Genomic DNA, 18,180 nt, shown 5'->3' on the forward strand with positions numbered 1-18,180 from the left:
GTTCAGGTTGGATTTGAGATGACCGATGCGGAGAAGGGGCTCGTAATCTTCGATTGCGACGGTGTGCTTGTGGACAGCGAACCGCTGTCGGTCAGCGTGCTCATCCAGGCAATGCACGATATCGGCGTTGAAATGACCGAGGAGGATGTCTACAGCCGCTTCCTCGGCAAGAGCCTGGCAACGCTCGTCGATACGATGCAGACGGAATTCGATGTCTTCATCGATCAGCCATTCCTGGATCGGGTTCGTAATAATCTTTACGAGCGCTTCAAGCACGAGCTGAAACCGATCGATGGCATTGGCGCGACGCTGGATGCGCTTTCGCTTCCGCGCTGCGTAGCTTCCTCAAGCCAGCTGGAGCGTATCCGCCTTTCGCTCGGCGTGACCGGCCTTCTCGACAGACTGGAGCCGAATATCTTCAGCGCCAGCATGGTCAAGCGCGGCAAGCCGGCGCCGGATCTTTTCCTCTATGCCGCCGAAAAAATGGGTGTTTCGCCCAAGGATTGCATCGTCATCGAAGACAGTCCGGCCGGGATCACGGCGGCGCGCGCCGCCGGTATGACGGTCTTCGCCTTCACTGGCGGTTCGCATGCGCATTCACCAAGCTACCGGGCGGAGCTGGAGCAACTTTCGCCGGAAGTCGTGTTTGACGCGATGCCGGAATTGCTACAACTTGTCCGCAACAAGAGATAAGTAGTCGGGACCTCCTTTGAATGCGTGATCACGTGGTTGCGGTCGATATCGGCACAGGCAGCGCGCGCGCCGGTGTCTTCACGGCAGGCGGCTCACTGCTGGCAAAAAGCGAACATCCGATCCTGATGCATCGCCCGCGTGAAAACCACGCCGAGCATGATTCCGAAGATATTTGGGCTGCCGTCTGCACCGCCGTCCGTGCAGCTGTAAAGGCCTCCGGCGTGGATGCTTCCGCAATCGGCGCCATCGGCTTCGATGCCACCTGTTCGTTGGTTGTGCGCGATAGGGAAGGGAAACAGCTGACGGTCTCCACCGGCGGAGAAAGCCGGTTCGATACCATCGTCTGGCTCGATCATCGGGCGCTTGCCGAGGCCGACTATTGCACCGCGACCGCGCATGAGGTTCTCCATTATTCCGGCGAGTTCATGTCGCCTGAAATGGAAATGCCGAAGCTGATGTGGCTGAAGGAAAACCTGCCGGAAAGCTGGGCAAAAGCAGGTTACTTCTTTGACCTCGCTGATTTCATGACCTGGAAGGCGACCGGTTCGGTGGCCCGGTCGCGCTCGACGCTGGTGGCAAAATGGAACTATCTCGCGCATCGCGATCCGGGCTGGCAAGCTGATTTTCTCAATGTGATAGGGCTCGGCGATCTGCGCGAGCGCGGCGATCTTCCCGAGGAAAGTGCCGCGGTCGGGACGAGCATCGGTACGCTGACGGCCGAAGCCGCTGACGCGCTTGGCCTCGACCCGGCCTGTCATGTCGGTGCGGGCATGATCGATGCCTATGCCGGCGCGCTGGGTGCGCTTGCCGGCCATGCCGGTGATGCCGCCGCGCTGGAGCATCAGCTGGCGCTGATCGCGGGAACGTCGAGCTGCGTTGTTTCTTTTGCGCGTGAGCGCAAGCGCAGCACCGGCATGTGGGGGCCTTATTTTGAAGCCGTGTTCCCGGGCATGTGGCTTGTCGAGGCGGGACAATCGGCCACGGGTGCACTTATCGACCATATCGTCAGCATGCATGCGGCCGGCGGCCCTCCGACGGCGGCGCTGCATGACCGCATCGTCCGGCGGATCTCGGAGCTCAGGCTTGCCGAAGGTGATACTCTCGGCGGGCGTATCCATGTGCTGCCTGACTTTCACGGTAACCGCTCGCCGCTTGCGGATCCGCATGCCCTCGGTGTCATCAGTGGCATGACGCTGGACGCATCCTTCGACGGGCTCTGCCGGCTCTACTGGCGCACCAGTGTCGGCATTGCGCTCGGCATCCGTCATATCCTGGAGCGGATGCGGGATTATGGCTACGTGCCCGACACGCTGCACGTTGCCGGCGGCCATGTAAAGAATTCCGTGCTGATGGAGCTCTATTCCGATGTCACCGGCTGCAAGGTGGTGATGCCGAAGATGAACGAGACGGTGCTGCTCGGCACGGCCATTGCCGCTTCCGTTTCCTGCGGCATCCATGAAAGCCTGGGCGCTGCCGGTGCTGCGATGTATCCAGGCGGCCTCGAGCGGCTACCGGACGCGGGCAGGAAGGCACTCTACGATCGTGACTATCGGCGCTTTCTGGCCATGTATCGACATCGGGCTGAATTGGATGCCATGGAATAGATGTTTGTTTTGCATCGCCTATCTGAGCGGTGCAGGGGCAAACATCGCCTGTAATTCTTCGATCCGGCGTATCCTGCTCTCCGCTGTCTCGCCGCCTGCCTGCCTGACGGCCATCGAGACCAGCTCCAGCAACGCCATCATGCCCGAGAGGCTATCATCGCTATTCGCGCGCTGAGGCGGCAAGGACAACGTGATATTGGCGAATTCATGCGCCCATTCCGTAAATTGGCCGGTTGCGAGCAGAACCTTGTGCCCGGCGCGACGGGCCGTTCGCGCCAATAACCGCGAAGCGACGAAGCGCGGTGAATCGATGATGATGGTGAGGTTGTTTTCCGATTGTGCGCCAAACATCTGGATGTAGCTGCCATTGGCTCCATCGAGGAAGAGGACGTGATCGCGTGCGAGCGTCAGCCGGTCGCAGAAATGGCGCCCGAGCCCCGCCAGGCCGGGATGGGCGGTGATGAACACATTGGCGGAGGACAGGATCGTCGAAACCGCCTCGTGCCATTGCGGTTGATTGGCGAGATTGTAGATGTGCTGGAGCATTTCCACCTGCTCGACGATCTGGGCGGCCAAGGGGCGGCTCTCGACGGCATCCTTCTGCAACTGCTCCAGAATGCTAGACAGTTGCAACGTGGCGGGAGGCGCGTTTTCCTTCAGGTGCACCTTGATGCCGTCCAGACCGTGGTAGCCGAGGGATCGTAGGAAGCGTCCCACCGTCATAGGGCTCAACTCCAGCCTGTCGGCAACGGAGGAGGCGGTCTCGAACGGCAATTCATTCAGGTGTTCCGAGAAATACTTTGCAATTCGACGCTCGGCCGGCGTGCCAACCTTGATATATTCCCTAAGTTTCTGACCAAGGTCTTCCAAATTTCCGCCTCGCTGACGGTCCTTCTGATGTTCGAGTGCGCCAATTGGTGGAACAATCGGGTACGAAGATCTCTCAAGGCCGCCGTTGTTGTTTTGTTTGTTGTTCGTAGCAAGGCGTATAAAATATATTAGCCTGGACTTTATTACAATGATGCAATTTTTTAATTGAGCATACTCGCATGTTTCTGGGGATATTGATATCGGGGCTATCGCTCCCTAGGTGTCGGACTATCCGCCATGAGAGCTCGACCGCATGATTGTCCTCGCTGCCCGCCTTGCTTTTGAAAATCTCTTTGCGCCTGAGACGCGCAAGGTTTTCTGGAAGGTTCTCGGCCTGACATTGCTGGCGCTTGCCGCACTTTGGCTCGCCTTGCGCGGCGCATTCAATTCGTTCGCCTTGCCATGGCTGCAAGGCTTCATGCCTGCCAGTGCGGATTGGACCGGTTGGCTAACGCTCTTTCTGGCCATTTTTGCCGGCATTGCGCTGGCGCTTGCAATGGCGTTGCTGATATCGCCGATCACGGCCCTGATTGCCGGCCTCTTTCTCGACGATGTCGCGGATGTCGTGGAGAAACGTGATTACCCCGATGATGTCCCCGGAACGGCGATGCCGCTCGGTGCGGCGATGAAAAGCTCCGTGCGGTTTCTCGGTGTCGTCATCGTCGGCAATATCGTGGCGCTGTTTCTGTTGTTCATCCCCGGCGTCAATTTGATCGCCTTCTTTCTGGTGAACGGTTATCTGCTCGGCCGGGAATTTTTCGAGTTCGCCGCCATGCGCTTCCGCTCGCCGGACGAGGCGCGGGAGTTTCGCGTCAAGCACGCCTTTACGGTTTTCCTCGCCGGCCTCGTAATCGCGGCCTTTCTGGCCATCCCATTGCTCAATCTGCTGACACCGCTGTTCGCAGCCGGGATGATGGTGCATCTGCACAAGCTGATTTCGCGACGGGAAAGCGGGCTGCGGATTCAACGTTCCTAGCTAGCGGCGTTCGTGCCGATCATCTGCGCAGGCAGTTCGACCAGCGGCGCCGGGATGTCCCAGGTCTTTTCCGGCGACCGACAGAGGTCGGCGATGACGCAGCGTTCGCACTCGGGTTTGCGCGCCTTGCAACAGTAGCGCCCGTGCAGGATCAGCCAATGGTGCGCATGGTAGAGATACTCGTCGGGAATGATCTTCATCAGTCGCTGCTCGACCTCATCAGGCGTCTTGCCCGGGGCCAGGAGCAGCCGGTTGGCAATGCGGAAGATGTGGGTGTCGACAGCCATTGTCGCTTGACCGAAAGCCATCGAGAGCACGACGTTGGCGGTCTTGCGGCCGACGCCCGGCAGGGTCACCAACTCCTCGCGGGTGCGGGGCACCTCGCCACCGAAATCGGTGATCAGCTTCTGCGAGAGCGCCACGACGTTCTTTGCCTTGTTGCGGTAGAGGCCGATCGTCTTGATGTATTCGCGGATGCGCTCTTCGCCGAGATCGAGCATCTTTTGCGGCGTATCGGCGACGGCAAAAAGCGCGCGCGTCGCCTTGTTGACGCCCGCATCGGTCGCCTGTGCCGATAGCGCAACGGCAACGACGAGCGTGAAGGGATTGACGTGCTCTAGCTCGCCCTTCGGTTCCGGCCGCTGGATGGAGAAACGACGGAAGATCTCTTCCAGGTCCGCCCTGGAGTAAAGGTTCTTTACGGCCGGCTTGCGGCCTGCGGTCGCATTTGACTTTTTCACGGTTTGGGCGCTGGATTTGACCTTGGGATTTGCCATGAACGACCTATACTCAAGTCCTATGACGGAACGCAACGCCGATACTGCGGCAGACGGCAACAGGCCGGTTTTCGCCGCCGAATTGTTCCCCCATCGCTCGCTCGGGCGGAAGGGGTTCAAGATCATGCTGGCCTTGGCCGGAGCCTGCTGCCTCTTCTACACCATCCTCTTCGTCACGCGCGGCGCCTGGCCGGTCGGCATCTTCTTCGGCGCCGATTTCGTCCTGCTCTTCGGGGCTTTCTGGCTGAACTATCGGTCCGGCCGTGTACGCGAAGAAGTGACGGTATCGCGTACCAATGTTTCCATCCGCAAGTTCTCGCCGACCGGGCGAATGGTGGAGCATGATTTCAATCCGTTCTGGACGCGTTTTCTCGTTCGCCGTCACCGCGAGATCGGGGTCGTGTCGATGCATGTCCGCGATAGAAGCCATGACACCGATGTCGGTTCCTTCCTCAATCCCGAGGATCGCGAGAGCTTCGCCCAGGCGTTCAAGCGGGCGCTGGCAACCGTGACGCAACGGATATGAGCAGGCTCGGCGAAATCAGCGACATCACATTTCCGCAGTTGCCGCACCTGCGCAAGAAACGGGTGGTTTTAGCATTCCCGCCGTGGTTTTCTCCTTTCCAAGGAGAAAGATCATGAATGCGATTGCACAGCTGAAGAAAGACATCACCCCGGAAGGTCACGACTATGAGACCGTGCGGGAGGTTATCGAGCTCATCACCGAGGAATATCGCGACCAGCCGTCGCTGGAGATGCTTGCCGATCGGCTCGGTCAATCGCCGACCCAGCTGCAGAAGACGTTCACGCGCTGGGCCGGATTGTCGCCCAAGGCATTCCTTCAGGCTGTCACGCTCGATCACGCCAAGCGCCTTTTGCGCAAGGAGGATCTGCCGCTGCTGGAGACCTCCTTCGAGGTTGGTCTTTCCGGCCCAAGCCGGCTGCACGATCTTTTCGTGACGCATGAGGCGATGTCTCCCGGCGAGTGGAAGGCAAGGGGCAGCGGTTTGGTGATGCGCTATGCGTTTCACATCTCACCCTTCGGCCTCGCTCTGATCATGGTCACGGATCGCGGTCTTGCCGGCCTTGCCTTCAGCGATTCCGGCAATGAAAAGGCCTGTCTGGCTGACGTGACCTGCCGCTGGCCCAATGCCGAGTTCATCGAGGATCCGCATGCGACGGCCCCTTATGCAGGGCGCATTTTCGAGCGGTCGAACTGGTCGAGCGATCAGCCGTTGCGGGTTGTCCTGATTGGTTCGGACTTCCAGCTTCGCGTCTGGGAAAGCCTTTTGAAAATCCCGATGGGCCGAGCTGTCACCTATTCCGATATCGCCAAGGATATCGGTCAGCCGACCGCTATGCGTGCGGTGGGCGCAGCCGTCGGTCGCAACCCCATTTCCTTCGTGGTGCCCTGCCATCGCGCGCTTGGCAAGAATGGCCAGCTCACGGGCTACCATTGGGGGCTGACGCGCAAGCGCGCGATGCTGGGATGGGAATCGGGAGACGCTTGAGGCGTTGTCTCAATAGTGCTCGAGTTTGTTGAGGGTGGCGCCCTCAACTTATTCGAAGTCGACGATTGAGCTGACCTTAAGCCGCCTTCGCCAGAGCCATGTTCAGCAGCGCCTTGGCGGCGCTTTCATCCGTAATCAGCGTGTTGCAGCCGATGCGTTTGATGGTGGCGCTGATCGCCTGGGCGCGGTGCGCGCCGCCGGAGGAGATCACGATGTGCTTGGCCTTCTTCAGCGTATCCAGATCGACGGACATGACGCGCTTGTTGATGGGATGATCGACGGAATTGCCTTCGGCGTCGAGGAAGTTGAACATGGTATCGCAGATGCAGCCCATTTCGATCAGTTCTTCCAGTTCGCGCTTCGATATGAAACCTTCCGACAGTGAGGTCGATTGCGGGCCGATATCGCCGCAGCTGACGATGGCGAGATCGAGATTCTCAGCCAGCCGGTAGATGGCTTCGAGGCCGCATTTTTCGATGAGATTGCGCTTGGTCTCGACAGAGTCGACCAGAAGCGGCGCCAGGAACATGTAGCATTCCGCGCCGAGCTGGCTTGCCAATCGCCATGTATAGTCGATCGGGTTGGTCTGATGGACGGCGACGATGCCGCCGAGCAAAGACACCACCTTGCAATTGTCACGGCGGGTCGGACGGAAGCTCGCCAGCGAGGCTGTCATCGTTCGGCCCCAGCCGACGCCGATCGTATAATTATCGGGGATGGCTTCCGTCAGGAACTGGCCGAGTGCCAGGCCGACGCTTTTTGCCTGGGCATTGACGTCGCTGCCTGCAGGCTCGGGAACGACGATGGCCTCATCGAGCCCATAGGTGCGTTCGAGTTTGATTGCCAGTTCGACGCAGTCGTCGATGCCCTCCGTGATCCAGATCTGCACCTCGCTGCGGCGCATGGCCTCATCCAGCAGACGAATGACCGTGGTGCGGCTGATGCCGAGCTGTTCTGCAACGTCCTTCTGCGTCAGGCCCTGATTGTAATAGAGCCATGCCGCGCGAAGCCTCAGTGACGAGGTTTCCGAATAGGCGGTGTGCGTCCCGCGTCTCAGTTTGGCCACAGGTCCTCCGGCAAGATTGTCGCATGCGCCTTTTAGGGTCATGATCACCCCGGAGAATGAAATGGGGCGATGTTAGATGACGGGAGCAGGCGAGGTCGGCTCTTCTGTCGCCGATATTCTATGACATGAAACTTATGTCAATTGAATTGCACAAATGTCCTTGACTTTTCATTGCGAGATTGCTGATAGTCGGTGCTGAGGAATTCGGTCTTGTCCAATCGAGGAGGACAATGTGCGAGTGTTGCTCCGAGCAGATGCCAGGCCGGACAGGGGTTCATATAGGGCGCCCCGTGCCGGTGAAAAGCCTGTTTCCGGAGGGTTGTTTCTTCACCGCTCGGCCGTTCACCGGAAATGGAACTTTCGCGCTTTTTACCCCGTTACCGATACATAGGAGAAGGAAGGGCGTATTCTGCCTGATGCCTTCAAGCCGTCCGCCGAACGGACGAGACACACCGCCCCAAATCTCCGCTTCCCCATGGGCCTCATTCAACAAGGATACCTGCTATGACTTCCAAGCTTGACCAACTCCGCGCCATGACCACGGTCGTGGCCGACACCGGCGATATCGAGGCTGTCGCACGCCTGAAGCCGGTGGATTGCACCACCAACCCGACCATCGTGCTGAAGGCGCTCGGCACGCCGATGTTCGCCGATGCGATCAAGGAAGCCGTTGCCTGGGGCAAGAAGCAGGGCGGCACGTCGGAAGCCGTCGTCCATGCTGTTGCCGACCGTCTGGCCATTTCCGTCGGTGCAGCGCTCTCCGGCCTCGTTCCCGGCCGCGTCTCGACCGAAGTCGACGCCGACCTGTCCTTCAACACGGAAGCATCGCTTGCCAAGGCACGCGCCATCATCGCTTCCTACAAGGAGCGCGGCATCGAGCGTGATCGTATCCTCATCAAGCTCGCCTCTACCTGGGAAGGCATCCGCGCCGCCGAAGTGCTGCAGAAGGAAGGCATCGACTGCAATCTGACGCTGCTCTTCAGCAAGGCTCAGGCAATCGCCTGCGCCGACGCCAAGGCATTCCTGATCTCGCCCTTCGTCGGCCGCATCCTTGATTGGTACAAGAAGTCGACCGGCAAGGACTACACCGCAGAAGAAGATCCGGGCGTTATCTCGGTGCGCGACATCTACCACTACTACAAGGCCAACGACATCAAGACGATCGTCATGGGTGCCTCCTTCCGCAACACCGGCGAAATCGAAGCGCTGGCCGGCTGCGACCGTCTGACCATCAGCCCCAACCTGCTCGACGAACTCGCTGCCGATCAGGGCAAGCTGGAGCGCAAGCTTTCGCCGGAGCCCAAGGGTTCGGTCGAAAAGATCGCCGTCGACGAGAAGACCTTCCGCTGGATGATGAACGAAGACGCGATGGCAACCGAGAAGCTCTCGGAAGGCATCCGCGCTTTCGCCAAGGACCTTGGCACGCTGCGCGCCATGGTCAGCAAGGAGCTGCAGCTCGCTGCTGCTTGAGGTGATGTAAGTTTGCTATGTTGAGAGGGGTACCGCAGGGATGCGGCGCCCTTTTTTATGTCGCTGACAGGTCGCGGCATCGAGCGTGCCGCACGATGAACTATCGAAGAAATTCCGCTCTGATCTTGTCCGACTGACCACCGATCTTCGGCGCGGCCAGATCGTTCTTGGCTCTGATACCATTCACCCGGATCGGGCTCGCCGTCGTTCGTACAGACGTTCCGTCATCGCGGCTCACGGTCTGCAGCATATCGAGTTGGCGGAAGGCCGCGCTATGCAGCAGTTGCGGCCAATCGAGCACTTCGGCCGCCCAGATGTCGGCAGGCTCCAGGAGGGCGAGCCATTCCCGAACCGTCTTCTCCTGCAGGCGGCTTGCGATCATGGTCTTGATCTCGTCGCGGCGCTGAAAGGCGTCGTCAGGCGTGTAGTCGGCGAGCGCCGGCAGATCGAGCAGCGGCGCGAGTTTTTCCAGCGGCATCATAGCCAGCGCCAGCCAGCTGTCGGCGCAGCGATAGACGCCATAGGGGGCCGCGAGGTAGGCGTGTGCATTGCGCACGGCGGATTTCTTCGGCAGGCGGCCGCCATCGTTCAGGTGTGTGGTCAGCACTTCGAACTGGAAATCGACCAGTGCCTCCAGCAGGCTCGTTTCCACATGCACGCCGCGCCCGGTCACGCCGCGTCGCACCAGCCCCGCGAGAATGGCTTGAACGAGGAGATTGCCGGCCAGCATGTCTGCGACGGCAAGCCCGAAGGGTACAGGCCCATCATTCGCCTCGCCATTGAGCCACATGACGCCGGAGCGGGCCTGAGCCAGCAGATCCTGACCGGGGAAGTGGCGCCATTCATTGTCCGGGCCATAGCCGGTGATGCTGCCATAGACGATGCGAGGATTGATTGCGGCCACGGAGGCGTAGTCGAGGCCAAGCCTTTCGATGACGCCGGGGCGGAAGTTCTGGATGATGACGTCGGCCTTGGCAATGAGCGCGCGCAATTCCTGCAGATCGCTCTCGTCCTTCATGTTGATGGCAAAGCTTTCCTTGCCGCGGTTGATGGCGTGAAAGAGCGTGGAATCGCCGCCGATTTCCGTGTCGCTGAGATAGAGCCGGCGGCAGAGGTCGCCGCCATCGGGCCGCTCGATCTTGATGACGCGCGCACCGAGATCGCCAAGCCGCAGCGCCGCCATCGGACCGGCAAGAAACTGGCTCATATCCAGCACGATGATGCCGGAGAGCAGACCTTCTTCGTCGTTGTTGTTCATATCAGGCTTTCAGCGGCGGCGCGTCCGCAGGCCGGCCGTTCTTGTAGCGCACGGTCTGGATATGCTCGCAATAGAGCACCAGCTCGCCTTCGCCCTTGAAGACTTCGTAAGATGAGCGGATCAGGCCGAGCTCGGCATATTTCGGCTGCTTATCGAGATTGGTGCGGATGGTGTAGATCGTGTCGCCGATGAAGGTGGGCTTGATGAAGCGCAGCTTGTCGTAGCCATAGGAAAAGGCATTGACGCAGTTGGTGGCGACAAGTCCCAGGCCAGCGGAAAAGACGAAGGCGCCGGCGACGAGCCGCTTGCCGAAGAGGCCTTCGGTCTCGGCGAAGATCTGATCGCTGACGTAAGGGTGCATGTCGAGCACCAGCGCGTTGAACTGTTGGGATTCGCCCTCGGAGATCGTGCGGCGCAGCGAGCGGATCTTGTGGCCGACCTCGAAATCCTCATAGAACCAGTTTTCCGAATTCCAGACGGGGATCTCGGCGTGATCGGCCGGCATAGTTTTCGGATGGGTGCTGGATACGCCGACGGTGGCGGTCATGGCATTCACTTTCGGTGGAAAGCCGCTGGCCTCAGAGAGACCAGAGGCGCTTGGCATTGAGGTGATAGAGCCCGTTGCGTTCGTCAGCGCTTACGCCTTGCATCAGGGCATGAGTGGCGGCGACCCAGGTAGAGAGATTGCCGCCGAGCGTGCAGACTGGCCAATCGCTGCCCCAGATGACGCGATCCCAGCCGAAGCTTGCGATGCAATGTTCGACGAAGGGACGCAGCGTTTCCGGCGACCAGTTGTCCGGATCGGCATAGGCAACGACGCCTGAGATCTTCACGATGACATTCGGTCGTTTCGCAGCTTCCTTGATGCCGGACGACCAGCTTTCGCTAAGCCCATCCTTCACCGCCGGGACGCCGCAATGATCAAGAATGAAGCGGACATCGGGATTGAGGTCGATCAGCGCAATCGCCTTGGCTATCTGATGCGGCAGAACGCAGAGATCGAAGGTGAGCCGCGTATTGCTGAGCCGATTCAGATTTTCGCGAAAAAGTGCGCCCTCGGAGACGTCATCAGGCACCACATGCAGCACCCGGCGAAAGCCCTTGACGAACGGGTCTGCGAGCACTCGTTCGAGATAGGCTGGAAAGCTTGTGCTTTCAGGACGGCAGGCGGCGACGGCGCCGCGCAGAAGGCTGCCGGGCTGGCGGCTCAGCTCTTTGACGTAATCCGTCTCCCGCTCGATATTGTCTTCGGCGACATCGACTTCCATGTGAAGCGTGTCGGTGATTCCAAGCCGCTTGGCTTCGCGCGCATAGTCTTCGTAGAGGCTGTCGCGGTTGAGCGCACCTGCTTCAGCCAGCCAGGGGTAGGCGAGGCGTTTCCGGTCGACGATGTGCAAATGGCTGTCGAAAAGCATGGCGTTCCTCCCATACCTGCTTGCTCAACATATACTCACAGAAGAATAGTTTATTCAAATAAAAATTACAGCTCAGCCTTGTCCACGGTGCCGGCCACGGTTTCGGAGATCTGCTTTGCCGCTTCCCGCACATATTCGACCACCTGTTCGCGCGTCGGCGCCTTCGGGTTCACAGGTTCGATATAGGGGCAGGTGAGGGCCGCCAATGCGTTGCCGTCCATCGCGAGCACGGGAGCAGAGATATTGTACACACCGCTGGTCTGAAGGCTGTTCATTGTCTCGAAGCCCTTGTCGCGGATGGCCAGCAGCTTCTCCTCGAGATCGGCAGGCGGCTCTTCCGGGTCTTGCTCCTGGCGCCTTTGCTCGTTGATCATCATCTGGCGCTGCTTTTCATCGCGGAATGCCAGGAGAATATGGCCGGAACCGGTATTGTAGAGATTGATCTGCGCCCCGACGCGTATGGATATGCCCCAATAGGTCGGCGAATCCTGTTGAGCGATGACGGCGACCGAACCGCGATCGTAAATCGCCAGATGACAGGCCTGCTCGGCGCGGTTGGAGAACTCGCGCATCAGCGGCGTTGCAAAGGAAACGAGGCGGCGCACCGGCGCATGATAATGCGCTAGTCCGAAGAGCTTCAGCGTTAGATAGAAGCGGTCGCCGTCCTGTCTCTGCACATAGCCGCGCCGCACGAGGCGATCAAGCATGCGATAGAATTCGTTAGGGCTCTTGTTGAGCGCCTTGGCGATTTCCGCCTGCGTGAGACCACCGTCGATCGTCGCCAGCAGTTCCAATATGTCCAGCCCCTTGTCCAGGGCCGGCGCGCGATAGCGATCACTGTCGTCTTCTACACTCATCAGCAGTCCCCCATGCGAAGAAACATGATTCATCATTCATATATGAATGAACGACCTTTTCAAGGGCGCGATCTCGGCTTGACGGTCAATGAATAAGATGTTTACTTATAAATCATTGATCCATATTTGGGTCGAGAGGGCGATTGGACAAGAGGTCCGATCTTATTGGGAGGAATTTCGATGAGGAATTGGAGGGCCGGTCTTGCTGCCGGCATGATGGCATTGCTTGCGAGTACCTCGGTCTTTGCCGCGGATCTGCCGGGTAAGTTTCCGGGCGTGACGATCGACGCCAAGCTCATCGGCGGCCAGCAGTATGAGCCGCTTTATGCGCGCATCACCGAATGGGAGAAGGCGACGGGCGCCAAGGTCAACATCCTGTCCAAGAAGAACCATTTCGAGCTCGACAAGGAAATCAAGTCGGACATGGCGTCTGGCAGCATCTCCTGGTGCGTCGGCTCGAACCATTCGTCCTTCGCGCCTCAGTATCCCGATCTCTACACCGATCTCGGCAAGCTTCTGCCCAAGGAAGAGATCGGCGAGTTCGTCGATTCCACCATTCAGGCTTCCACCATCGATGGCCGCCTGATCATGCTGCCGCGCGCCCAGTTCGACGTGTCGGCGCTCTACTACCAGAAGAGCCTTTACAACGACGACGCCAAGAAGACGGCGTTCAAGGCGAAGTATGGCTATGATCTGGCGCCGCCGAAGACCTGGAAGGAAGTGTCCGATCAGGCGATCTTCTTCTCCAACCCGCCGAATTTCTTCGGCACGCAGTTCCCCGGCAAGGAAGAGGCGATCAACGGCCGCTTCTTTGAAATGCTGGTCGCCGAAGGCGGTGACTATCTCGACAAGGACGGCAAGCCCGCCTTCAACTCCGAAGCCGGCGTGCGTGCGCTCGACTGGTTCGTGAACATGTACAAGGCCAAGGCAGTTCCCGCCGGTACGACCAACTATCTGTGGGATGATCTCGGAGCTGGCTTTGCGTCCGGTTCGATCGCGCTCGATCTCGACTGGCCGGGCTGGGCGACCTATTTCAACGATCCGAAGTCCTCGAAGGTTGCCGGCAATGTCGGCGTCGTCGTCCAGCCTGTCGGTTCGTCCGGCAAGCACACCGGCTGGTCCGGTCATCATGGCTTCTCGGTGACCGAGGCCTGCGCCCACAAGGATGCTGCCGCTTCGCTCGTCTGGTTCCTGACCAACGACGACTCGCAGAAGCTTGAAGCTGCCAACGGCACGCTGCCGACCCGCAAGGCTGTCTGGGAATGGGACATCCAGCAGGCTGCTTCCGATCCTTACAAGAAGGAAGTGCTGAGCACCTTCCAGGAATCGATGAAGTACGCCTTCCCGGTTCCGCGCACGCCGCAATGGATCGAGATTTCCAACGTCGTCTATCCTGAGCTCCAGGCTGCCATCCTCGGCGACAAGACCTCCAAGCAGGCGCTTGACGCCGCGGCCCAGAAGGCGACCGATGTCCTGAAGGACGCCGGCGCGCTCTAAGCGATGCAATCGAAGTCCCGCGCTCCAGAGAGTGCGGGACCTCCGCAATCTAACTTTGAGAATGGCTTTTGGTCGGTGCCGCAAGGGACTGGTCCGTGCCGCCGGCCTTGTGCCGGGTCTCGTCCTAAGCAATCCATTCCACGCAGTCCGGGCCACGCTGCCGAGGAATGCCGACAGGTGCAAACCATGTTCAAAAAGATATCTCCACCGGTCCTGCTTCTTCTTCCGGCGATTATCGTCCTTGTCGCGGTCGTTCTGTTTCCGCTGCTTCTCTCGTTCTATTCCAGCTTCACGCCGTTTCGCCTGACAAGGCCGGCGACGCTCTTTACGTTCATCGGCCTGCGCAACTACATCCGCATCCTGACGGACCCGGTGTTTCTGGCCGCCTTCGTGCGCACCGTGGTGCTGCTGACGATCGCGCTCAATCTGGAAATGCTGCTCGGCCTCGGATTGGCCCTTCTCGTCAACAAGGCAACGCACGGCAAGCGCATCCTGCGCACGCTGATGATGTTTCCGATGATGTTTTCGCCCGTGCTGGTCGGTTTCCAGTTCAAATTCATGTTCAACGACAATGTCGGCATCATCAACAATGCGCTGCAGTCGCTTGGTATCACCAACGATGCCATTCCGTGGCTCATCGACGGCAATCTGGCGCTGTTCTCGATCATCGTCGCAGAAGTCTGGTCGTCGACCTCGGTCTTCGCCATCCTCATTCTGGCCGGCCTCTTCGCCATGCCGCAGGAGCCAGTCGAGGCCGCCAAGGTCGACGGCTGCACCAGTTGGCAGACCTTCCGCTACGTCACCTGGCCGTTCCTTATGCCCTTTGCCTTCATCGCCATGACGATCCGTTCGCTCGACGTCGCCCGCGCCTATGACATCGTCAAGATCATGACCGATGGCGGGCCGGCAAGGCGTACGGAGCTGATCTGGACGCTGGTCGGGCGCACCGCCTATGCCGATGCGCAGATGGGGCTTGCCAACGCTATGGCCTATGTCTCGATCATTCTTTCGATCGCCTTCACAGTCTATTTTTTCCGTAAGCTGGCGCTTGCCCGCACCCAGATCGGAGCGGAGTGGTAATCATGGATCGCAACGCTCAACAACGCCTGCAACGCCGCCTCTGGAAGGTCGCCTATCTCATCGGCCTTTTCATCGCGATGCTCATCATCTGCCTGCCGGGTCTCTGGATCATCGTCAGCTCGCTTCGTCCGACCGTGGAGATCATGGCGAAGCCGCCGGTTTGGATTCCGCAGGAGCTTTCGCTCGAAGCCTATCGCTCCATGTTCAGTGGTGTGGGGCAGGGTGGCATTCCCGTCTGGGATTATTTCCGCAATTCGCTGATCATTTCGATCACCTCGACTGCCATCGCGCTCATCATCGGCATGTCCGGCGGTTATGCCTTTGCCCGCTTCCGTTTCCGCGGCAAGTCGACGGTGTTCCTCGGGCTCATGCTGACGCGCTCTGTACCCGGCGTCGCCCTTTCGCTGCCGCTGTTCATGGTCTATGCGCGGCTCGGGATCATCGACACGCATTTCGGCCTCATCCTCACCTATGTCGCGCTGAATGTGCCCTTCACCATCTGGCTGATCGACGGCTTCTTCCGGCAGGTGCCGAAGGATCTTGCCGAAGCCGCGCAGATTGACGGCTGCACGCGCTGGCAGGCTTTCTGGCAGGTGGAGTTTCCGCTTGCCGGTCCGGGTATCGCGTCGGCCGGCATCTTCGCCTTTCTCACCTGCTGGAACGAATATGCACTGGCCTCGCAGCTGACGCGCTCGGTCGATTCAAAGACGCTGCCTGTGGGTCTGCTCGACTATACGTCCGAGTTCACCATCGACTGGCGCGGCATGTGCGCGCTCGCGGTCGTGATGATCATTCCGGCACTCGCTCTCACTTTCATCATTCAGAAGCATCTGGTGTCGGGTCTGACATTCGGTGCGGTCAAAGGTTGATATCAATGGCTCAGGTTTCCCTTAAAAAACTCGTCAAGCGCTACGGCGCGCTGGAAATCGTCCACGGCATCGATCTCGATATCGCCGACAAGGAGTTCATCGCGCTCGTCGGCCCTTCCGGCTGCGGCAAGTCGACGACGCTGCGCATGATCGCCGGCCTAGAAGAGGTATCGGGCGGTACGATCGAGATCGGCAACACCGTCGTCAACGAGCTGCCGCCGCGCGACCGCAACATCTCGATGGTGTTCCAGTCCTATGCGCTCTATCCGCATATGACGGTGCGCGAGAACATGGGTTTCTCGCTGAAGATCGCCAAGCAGCCGCAGAGCGAAATCGATCAGCGCGTCAACCAGGCGGCCACCATTCTGAGCCTTGAAGCCCTGATGGACCGCCGCCCGGCACAGCTTTCCGGCGGCCAGCGCCAGCGCGTCGCCATGGGCCGCGCCATCGTTCGCCAGCCGGAGGTCTTCCTGTTCGACGAGCCATTGTCGAACCTCGACGCCAAGCTGCGCACGCAGATGCGCACCGAGATCAAGAAGCTGCATGCCAAGGTGCAGTCGACGGTGATCTATGTCACGCACGACCAGGTCGAGGCCATGACGCTGGCCGACCGCATCGTCATCATGCGCGACGGCCATATCGAGCAGGTCGGCACGCCCGACGAAGTGTTCAAGAAGCCGGCCACGCGCTTCGTTGCAGGCTTCATCGGCTCGCCGCCGATGAATATCGAAGAGGCGACGCTGAAGGGCGGCGAACTCACCTTCAAGAATGGCGATCGCCTGCCGCTGCCGAGCCAGTTCACCGGCAAGGTCAAGGAGGGCGAAAAGGTCGCCTTCGGCCTGCGCCCCGACGATATCTTCCCGACCGGTCATGGCCTGCATTCCGGCGCGGAATCGGCCGTCTACGAACTGACGCTGCCTGTCGCCATCACCGAGCCGCTCGGCAACGAAACGCTTGTCTTCGTCGAGTTCGCGGGGCGCGAATGGGTGTCGCGCATGCTCAATCCGCGCTCTCTGAAGAGCGGCGAACAGCTGAAGATGAGCTTCGATCTTAGTCAGGCCCACCTCTTCTCCGTTGAAACCGGCAAGAGCCTGGCAATCTAAGGAATACCCTATGGCACGCATCGAAAAAATTGAATTGCGGATGGTCGACCTGCCGCCAAAGGTGAAGCGGACGGATGCGATCCAAAGCTTCGTCAGCCAGGAAACGCCGATCGTCACCATCACCGATAGCGATGGCGCCGTCGGCACCGGCTACAGCTACACCATCGGCACCGGCGGCTCGTCCGTCATGCGGTTGCTCTCCGACCATCTGGCGCCCCTGCTCATCGGCGAGGATGCCGATCGCATCGAAGCGATCTGGCATAGGCTCGAATTCGCCACCCATGCGACGACTATTGGTCCTATCACCGCATTGGCGCTCGCGGCCGTCGATACCGCGCTGTGGGATCTGCGGGCCAAGAAGCAGAACCTGCCGCTCTGGAAGCTGGCCGGCGGCGCCAAGGACCGCTGCCCGCTCTATACGACCGAGGGCGGCTGGCTGCATATCGAGAAGGAAGCTTTGGTCGAGGACGCCCTGCAGGCGAAGGCCAAGGGCTTTTCCGGCTCGAAGGTCAAGATCGGTAAGCCGCATGGCTCTGAGGACTACGACCGGCTGGCCGCGATGCGCCTGGCGCTCGGCTCCGGCTTCGAGATCATGACCGACTGCAATCAGGGCTTTACTGTCGACGAGGCGATCCGTCGCGCGGCACGATTGAAGGAGCTGGATCTCGCCTGGATCGAGGAGCCGCTGCCGGCCGACGATCTCGACGGCCATATCCGGCTGACGCGCTCAACGCCGACGCCGATCGCGGTCGGCGAATCCATGTATTCGATCCGGCATTTCCGCGAATATATGCAGAAGGGTGCCTGCTCGATCGTCCAGGTCGATGTTGCCCGCATCGGCGGCATTACGCCGTGGCTGAAGGTGGCGCATGCGGCCGAGGCCTTCGATATTCCCGTCTGCCCGCACTTCCTGATGGAGCTGCATGTCAGCCTCACTTGCGCGGTGCCGAACGGCAAATATGTCGAATATATCCCGCAGCTCGATGACCTCACCACCAAGGGCATGGAGATCGTCGACGGCAAGGCGCTCGCGCCTTCCGAACCGGGTATCGGCATCGAGTGGGATTGGGATGCTGTGAAGGCGCGCTCGATCGGCGAATTCACCTGGGAAATCCACGGCTGAGGAGGAACTGAC

At 59.9% G+C, this 18,180-nt stretch carries 18 protein-coding genes; 11 read left to right on the forward strand and 7 right to left on the reverse strand.

Annotated elements, in window-relative coordinates; all coding sequences use genetic code 11:
• Positions 1 to 18: 18 nt before the first annotated feature.
• Both ACIQJ2_RS21650 and ACIQJ2_RS21655 read left to right on the forward strand, forming a co-directional pair.
• Entirely contained in the window at positions 19 to 693 is a 675-nt protein-coding gene (locus ACIQJ2_RS21650) for an HAD family hydrolase (protein ID WP_199143918.1), read from the forward strand.
• Positions 694 to 713: 20 nt separating this feature from the next.
• Positions 714 to 2,297 (forward strand): FGGY-family carbohydrate kinase, encoded by a 1,584-nt coding sequence (locus tag ACIQJ2_RS21655; RefSeq protein ID WP_400672168.1) that lies wholly within the window; start codon positions 714 to 716, stop codon positions 2,295 to 2,297.
• A gap of 18 nt (positions 2,298 to 2,315) precedes the next feature.
• Here the strand turns inward: ACIQJ2_RS21655 and ACIQJ2_RS21660 are convergent, their stop codons facing one another.
• Positions 2,316 to 3,167, reverse strand: a complete 852-nt coding sequence (locus tag ACIQJ2_RS21660) for a MurR/RpiR family transcriptional regulator (protein ID WP_400672166.1) — start codon at positions 3,165 to 3,167, stop codon at positions 2,316 to 2,318.
• 253 nt (positions 3,168 to 3,420) lie between these two features.
• Here ACIQJ2_RS21660 and ACIQJ2_RS21665 point away from each other — a divergent pair, with 253 nt between their 5' ends.
• Positions 3,421 to 4,143, forward strand: coding sequence for a sulfate transporter family protein (locus ACIQJ2_RS21665; RefSeq protein WP_400672163.1), 723 nt, complete (start codon positions 3,421 to 3,423; stop codon positions 4,141 to 4,143).
• Here ACIQJ2_RS21665 and nth read toward each other — a convergent pair.
• Complete coding sequence (gene nth, locus ACIQJ2_RS21670; RefSeq protein WP_400672161.1) at positions 4,140 to 4,919, reverse strand: endonuclease III; 780 nt, start codon at positions 4,917 to 4,919, stop codon at positions 4,140 to 4,142. The two genes, ACIQJ2_RS21665 and nth, sit on opposite strands and share 4 nt — an antisense overlap.
• A gap of 22 nt (positions 4,920 to 4,941) precedes the next feature.
• Here nth and ACIQJ2_RS21675 point away from each other — a divergent pair, with 22 nt between their 5' ends.
• On the forward strand, positions 4,942 to 5,445 hold the full coding sequence (locus tag ACIQJ2_RS21675) for a DUF2244 domain-containing protein (RefSeq protein WP_400672204.1): 504 nt from the start codon (positions 4,942 to 4,944) through the stop codon (positions 5,443 to 5,445).
• Between the two features lie 112 nt (positions 5,446 to 5,557).
• Positions 5,558 to 6,430 carry a methylated-DNA--[protein]-cysteine S-methyltransferase gene (locus ACIQJ2_RS21680; protein ID WP_400746589.1) on the forward strand — a complete coding sequence of 291 codons (873 nt, stop codon included), beginning with the start codon at positions 5,558 to 5,560 and terminating at the stop codon, positions 6,428 to 6,430.
• Positions 6,431 to 6,506: 76 nt separating this feature from the next.
• Here the strand turns inward: ACIQJ2_RS21680 and ACIQJ2_RS21685 are convergent, their stop codons facing one another.
• Positions 6,507 to 7,496: a sugar-binding transcriptional regulator gene (locus ACIQJ2_RS21685; protein ID WP_400672156.1), complete on the reverse strand. Its 990-nt coding sequence runs from the start codon at positions 7,494 to 7,496 to the stop codon at positions 6,507 to 6,509.
• A gap of 504 nt (positions 7,497 to 8,000) precedes the next feature.
• On the opposite strand from ACIQJ2_RS21685, the gene tal reads away from it, so the two are divergent.
• On the forward strand, positions 8,001 to 8,966 hold the full coding sequence (gene tal, locus ACIQJ2_RS21690; protein WP_199143929.1) for a transaldolase: 966 nt from the start codon (positions 8,001 to 8,003) through the stop codon (positions 8,964 to 8,966).
• Positions 8,967 to 9,066: 100 nt separating this feature from the next.
• On the opposite strand, the gene ACIQJ2_RS21695 is transcribed toward tal, so the two are convergent.
• The 4 genes from ACIQJ2_RS21695 to ACIQJ2_RS21710 all read right to left on the reverse strand — a co-directional run bounded on the left by ACIQJ2_RS21695 (position 9,067) and on the right by ACIQJ2_RS21710 (position 12,496).
• On the reverse strand, positions 9,067 to 10,224 hold the full coding sequence (locus ACIQJ2_RS21695) for a CaiB/BaiF CoA transferase family protein (RefSeq protein ID WP_400672154.1): 1,158 nt from the start codon (positions 10,222 to 10,224) through the stop codon (positions 9,067 to 9,069).
• Position 10,225: 1 nt separating this feature from the next.
• Entirely contained in the window at positions 10,226 to 10,771 is a 546-nt protein-coding gene (locus ACIQJ2_RS21700) for a MaoC family dehydratase (protein WP_400672152.1), read from the reverse strand.
• A 31-nt stretch (positions 10,772 to 10,802) separates the two neighbouring features.
• On the reverse strand, positions 10,803 to 11,639 hold the full coding sequence (locus ACIQJ2_RS21705; RefSeq protein ID WP_400672151.1) for an amidohydrolase family protein: 837 nt from the start codon (positions 11,637 to 11,639) through the stop codon (positions 10,803 to 10,805).
• 65 nt (positions 11,640 to 11,704) lie between these two features.
• Positions 11,705 to 12,496, reverse strand: coding sequence for an IclR family transcriptional regulator (locus ACIQJ2_RS21710; RefSeq protein ID WP_184702341.1), 792 nt, complete (start codon positions 12,494 to 12,496; stop codon positions 11,705 to 11,707).
• Between the two features lie 213 nt (positions 12,497 to 12,709).
• Between ACIQJ2_RS21710 and ACIQJ2_RS21715 the strand changes: the two genes are divergently transcribed.
• From ACIQJ2_RS21715 to ACIQJ2_RS21735, 5 genes are all read left to right on the forward strand, one after another.
• Positions 12,710 to 13,993, forward strand: coding sequence for a sugar ABC transporter substrate-binding protein (locus ACIQJ2_RS21715; RefSeq protein WP_400672202.1), 1,284 nt, complete (start codon positions 12,710 to 12,712; stop codon positions 13,991 to 13,993).
• A gap of 186 nt (positions 13,994 to 14,179) precedes the next feature.
• On the forward strand, positions 14,180 to 15,073 hold the full coding sequence (locus tag ACIQJ2_RS21720) for a carbohydrate ABC transporter permease (RefSeq protein WP_199143937.1): 894 nt from the start codon (positions 14,180 to 14,182) through the stop codon (positions 15,071 to 15,073).
• Positions 15,074 to 15,075: 2 nt separating this feature from the next.
• Positions 15,076 to 15,942 (forward strand): carbohydrate ABC transporter permease, encoded by an 867-nt coding sequence (locus ACIQJ2_RS21725; protein WP_400672148.1) that lies wholly within the window; start codon positions 15,076 to 15,078, stop codon positions 15,940 to 15,942.
• A 5-nt stretch (positions 15,943 to 15,947) separates the two neighbouring features.
• Positions 15,948 to 17,045, forward strand: a complete 1,098-nt coding sequence (locus ACIQJ2_RS21730) for an ABC transporter ATP-binding protein (RefSeq protein ID WP_400672145.1) — start codon at positions 15,948 to 15,950, stop codon at positions 17,043 to 17,045.
• Between the two features lie 10 nt (positions 17,046 to 17,055).
• Entirely contained in the window at positions 17,056 to 18,168 is a 1,113-nt protein-coding gene (locus ACIQJ2_RS21735) for a mandelate racemase/muconate lactonizing enzyme family protein (protein WP_400672143.1), read from the forward strand.
• The last annotated feature ends 12 nt before the right edge of the window (positions 18,169 to 18,180 follow it).

This window comes from Rhizobium sp. NPDC092011 (genome assembly GCF_044756305.1).
Taxonomy (GTDB): Bacteria; Pseudomonadota; Alphaproteobacteria; order Rhizobiales; family Rhizobiaceae; genus Rhizobium.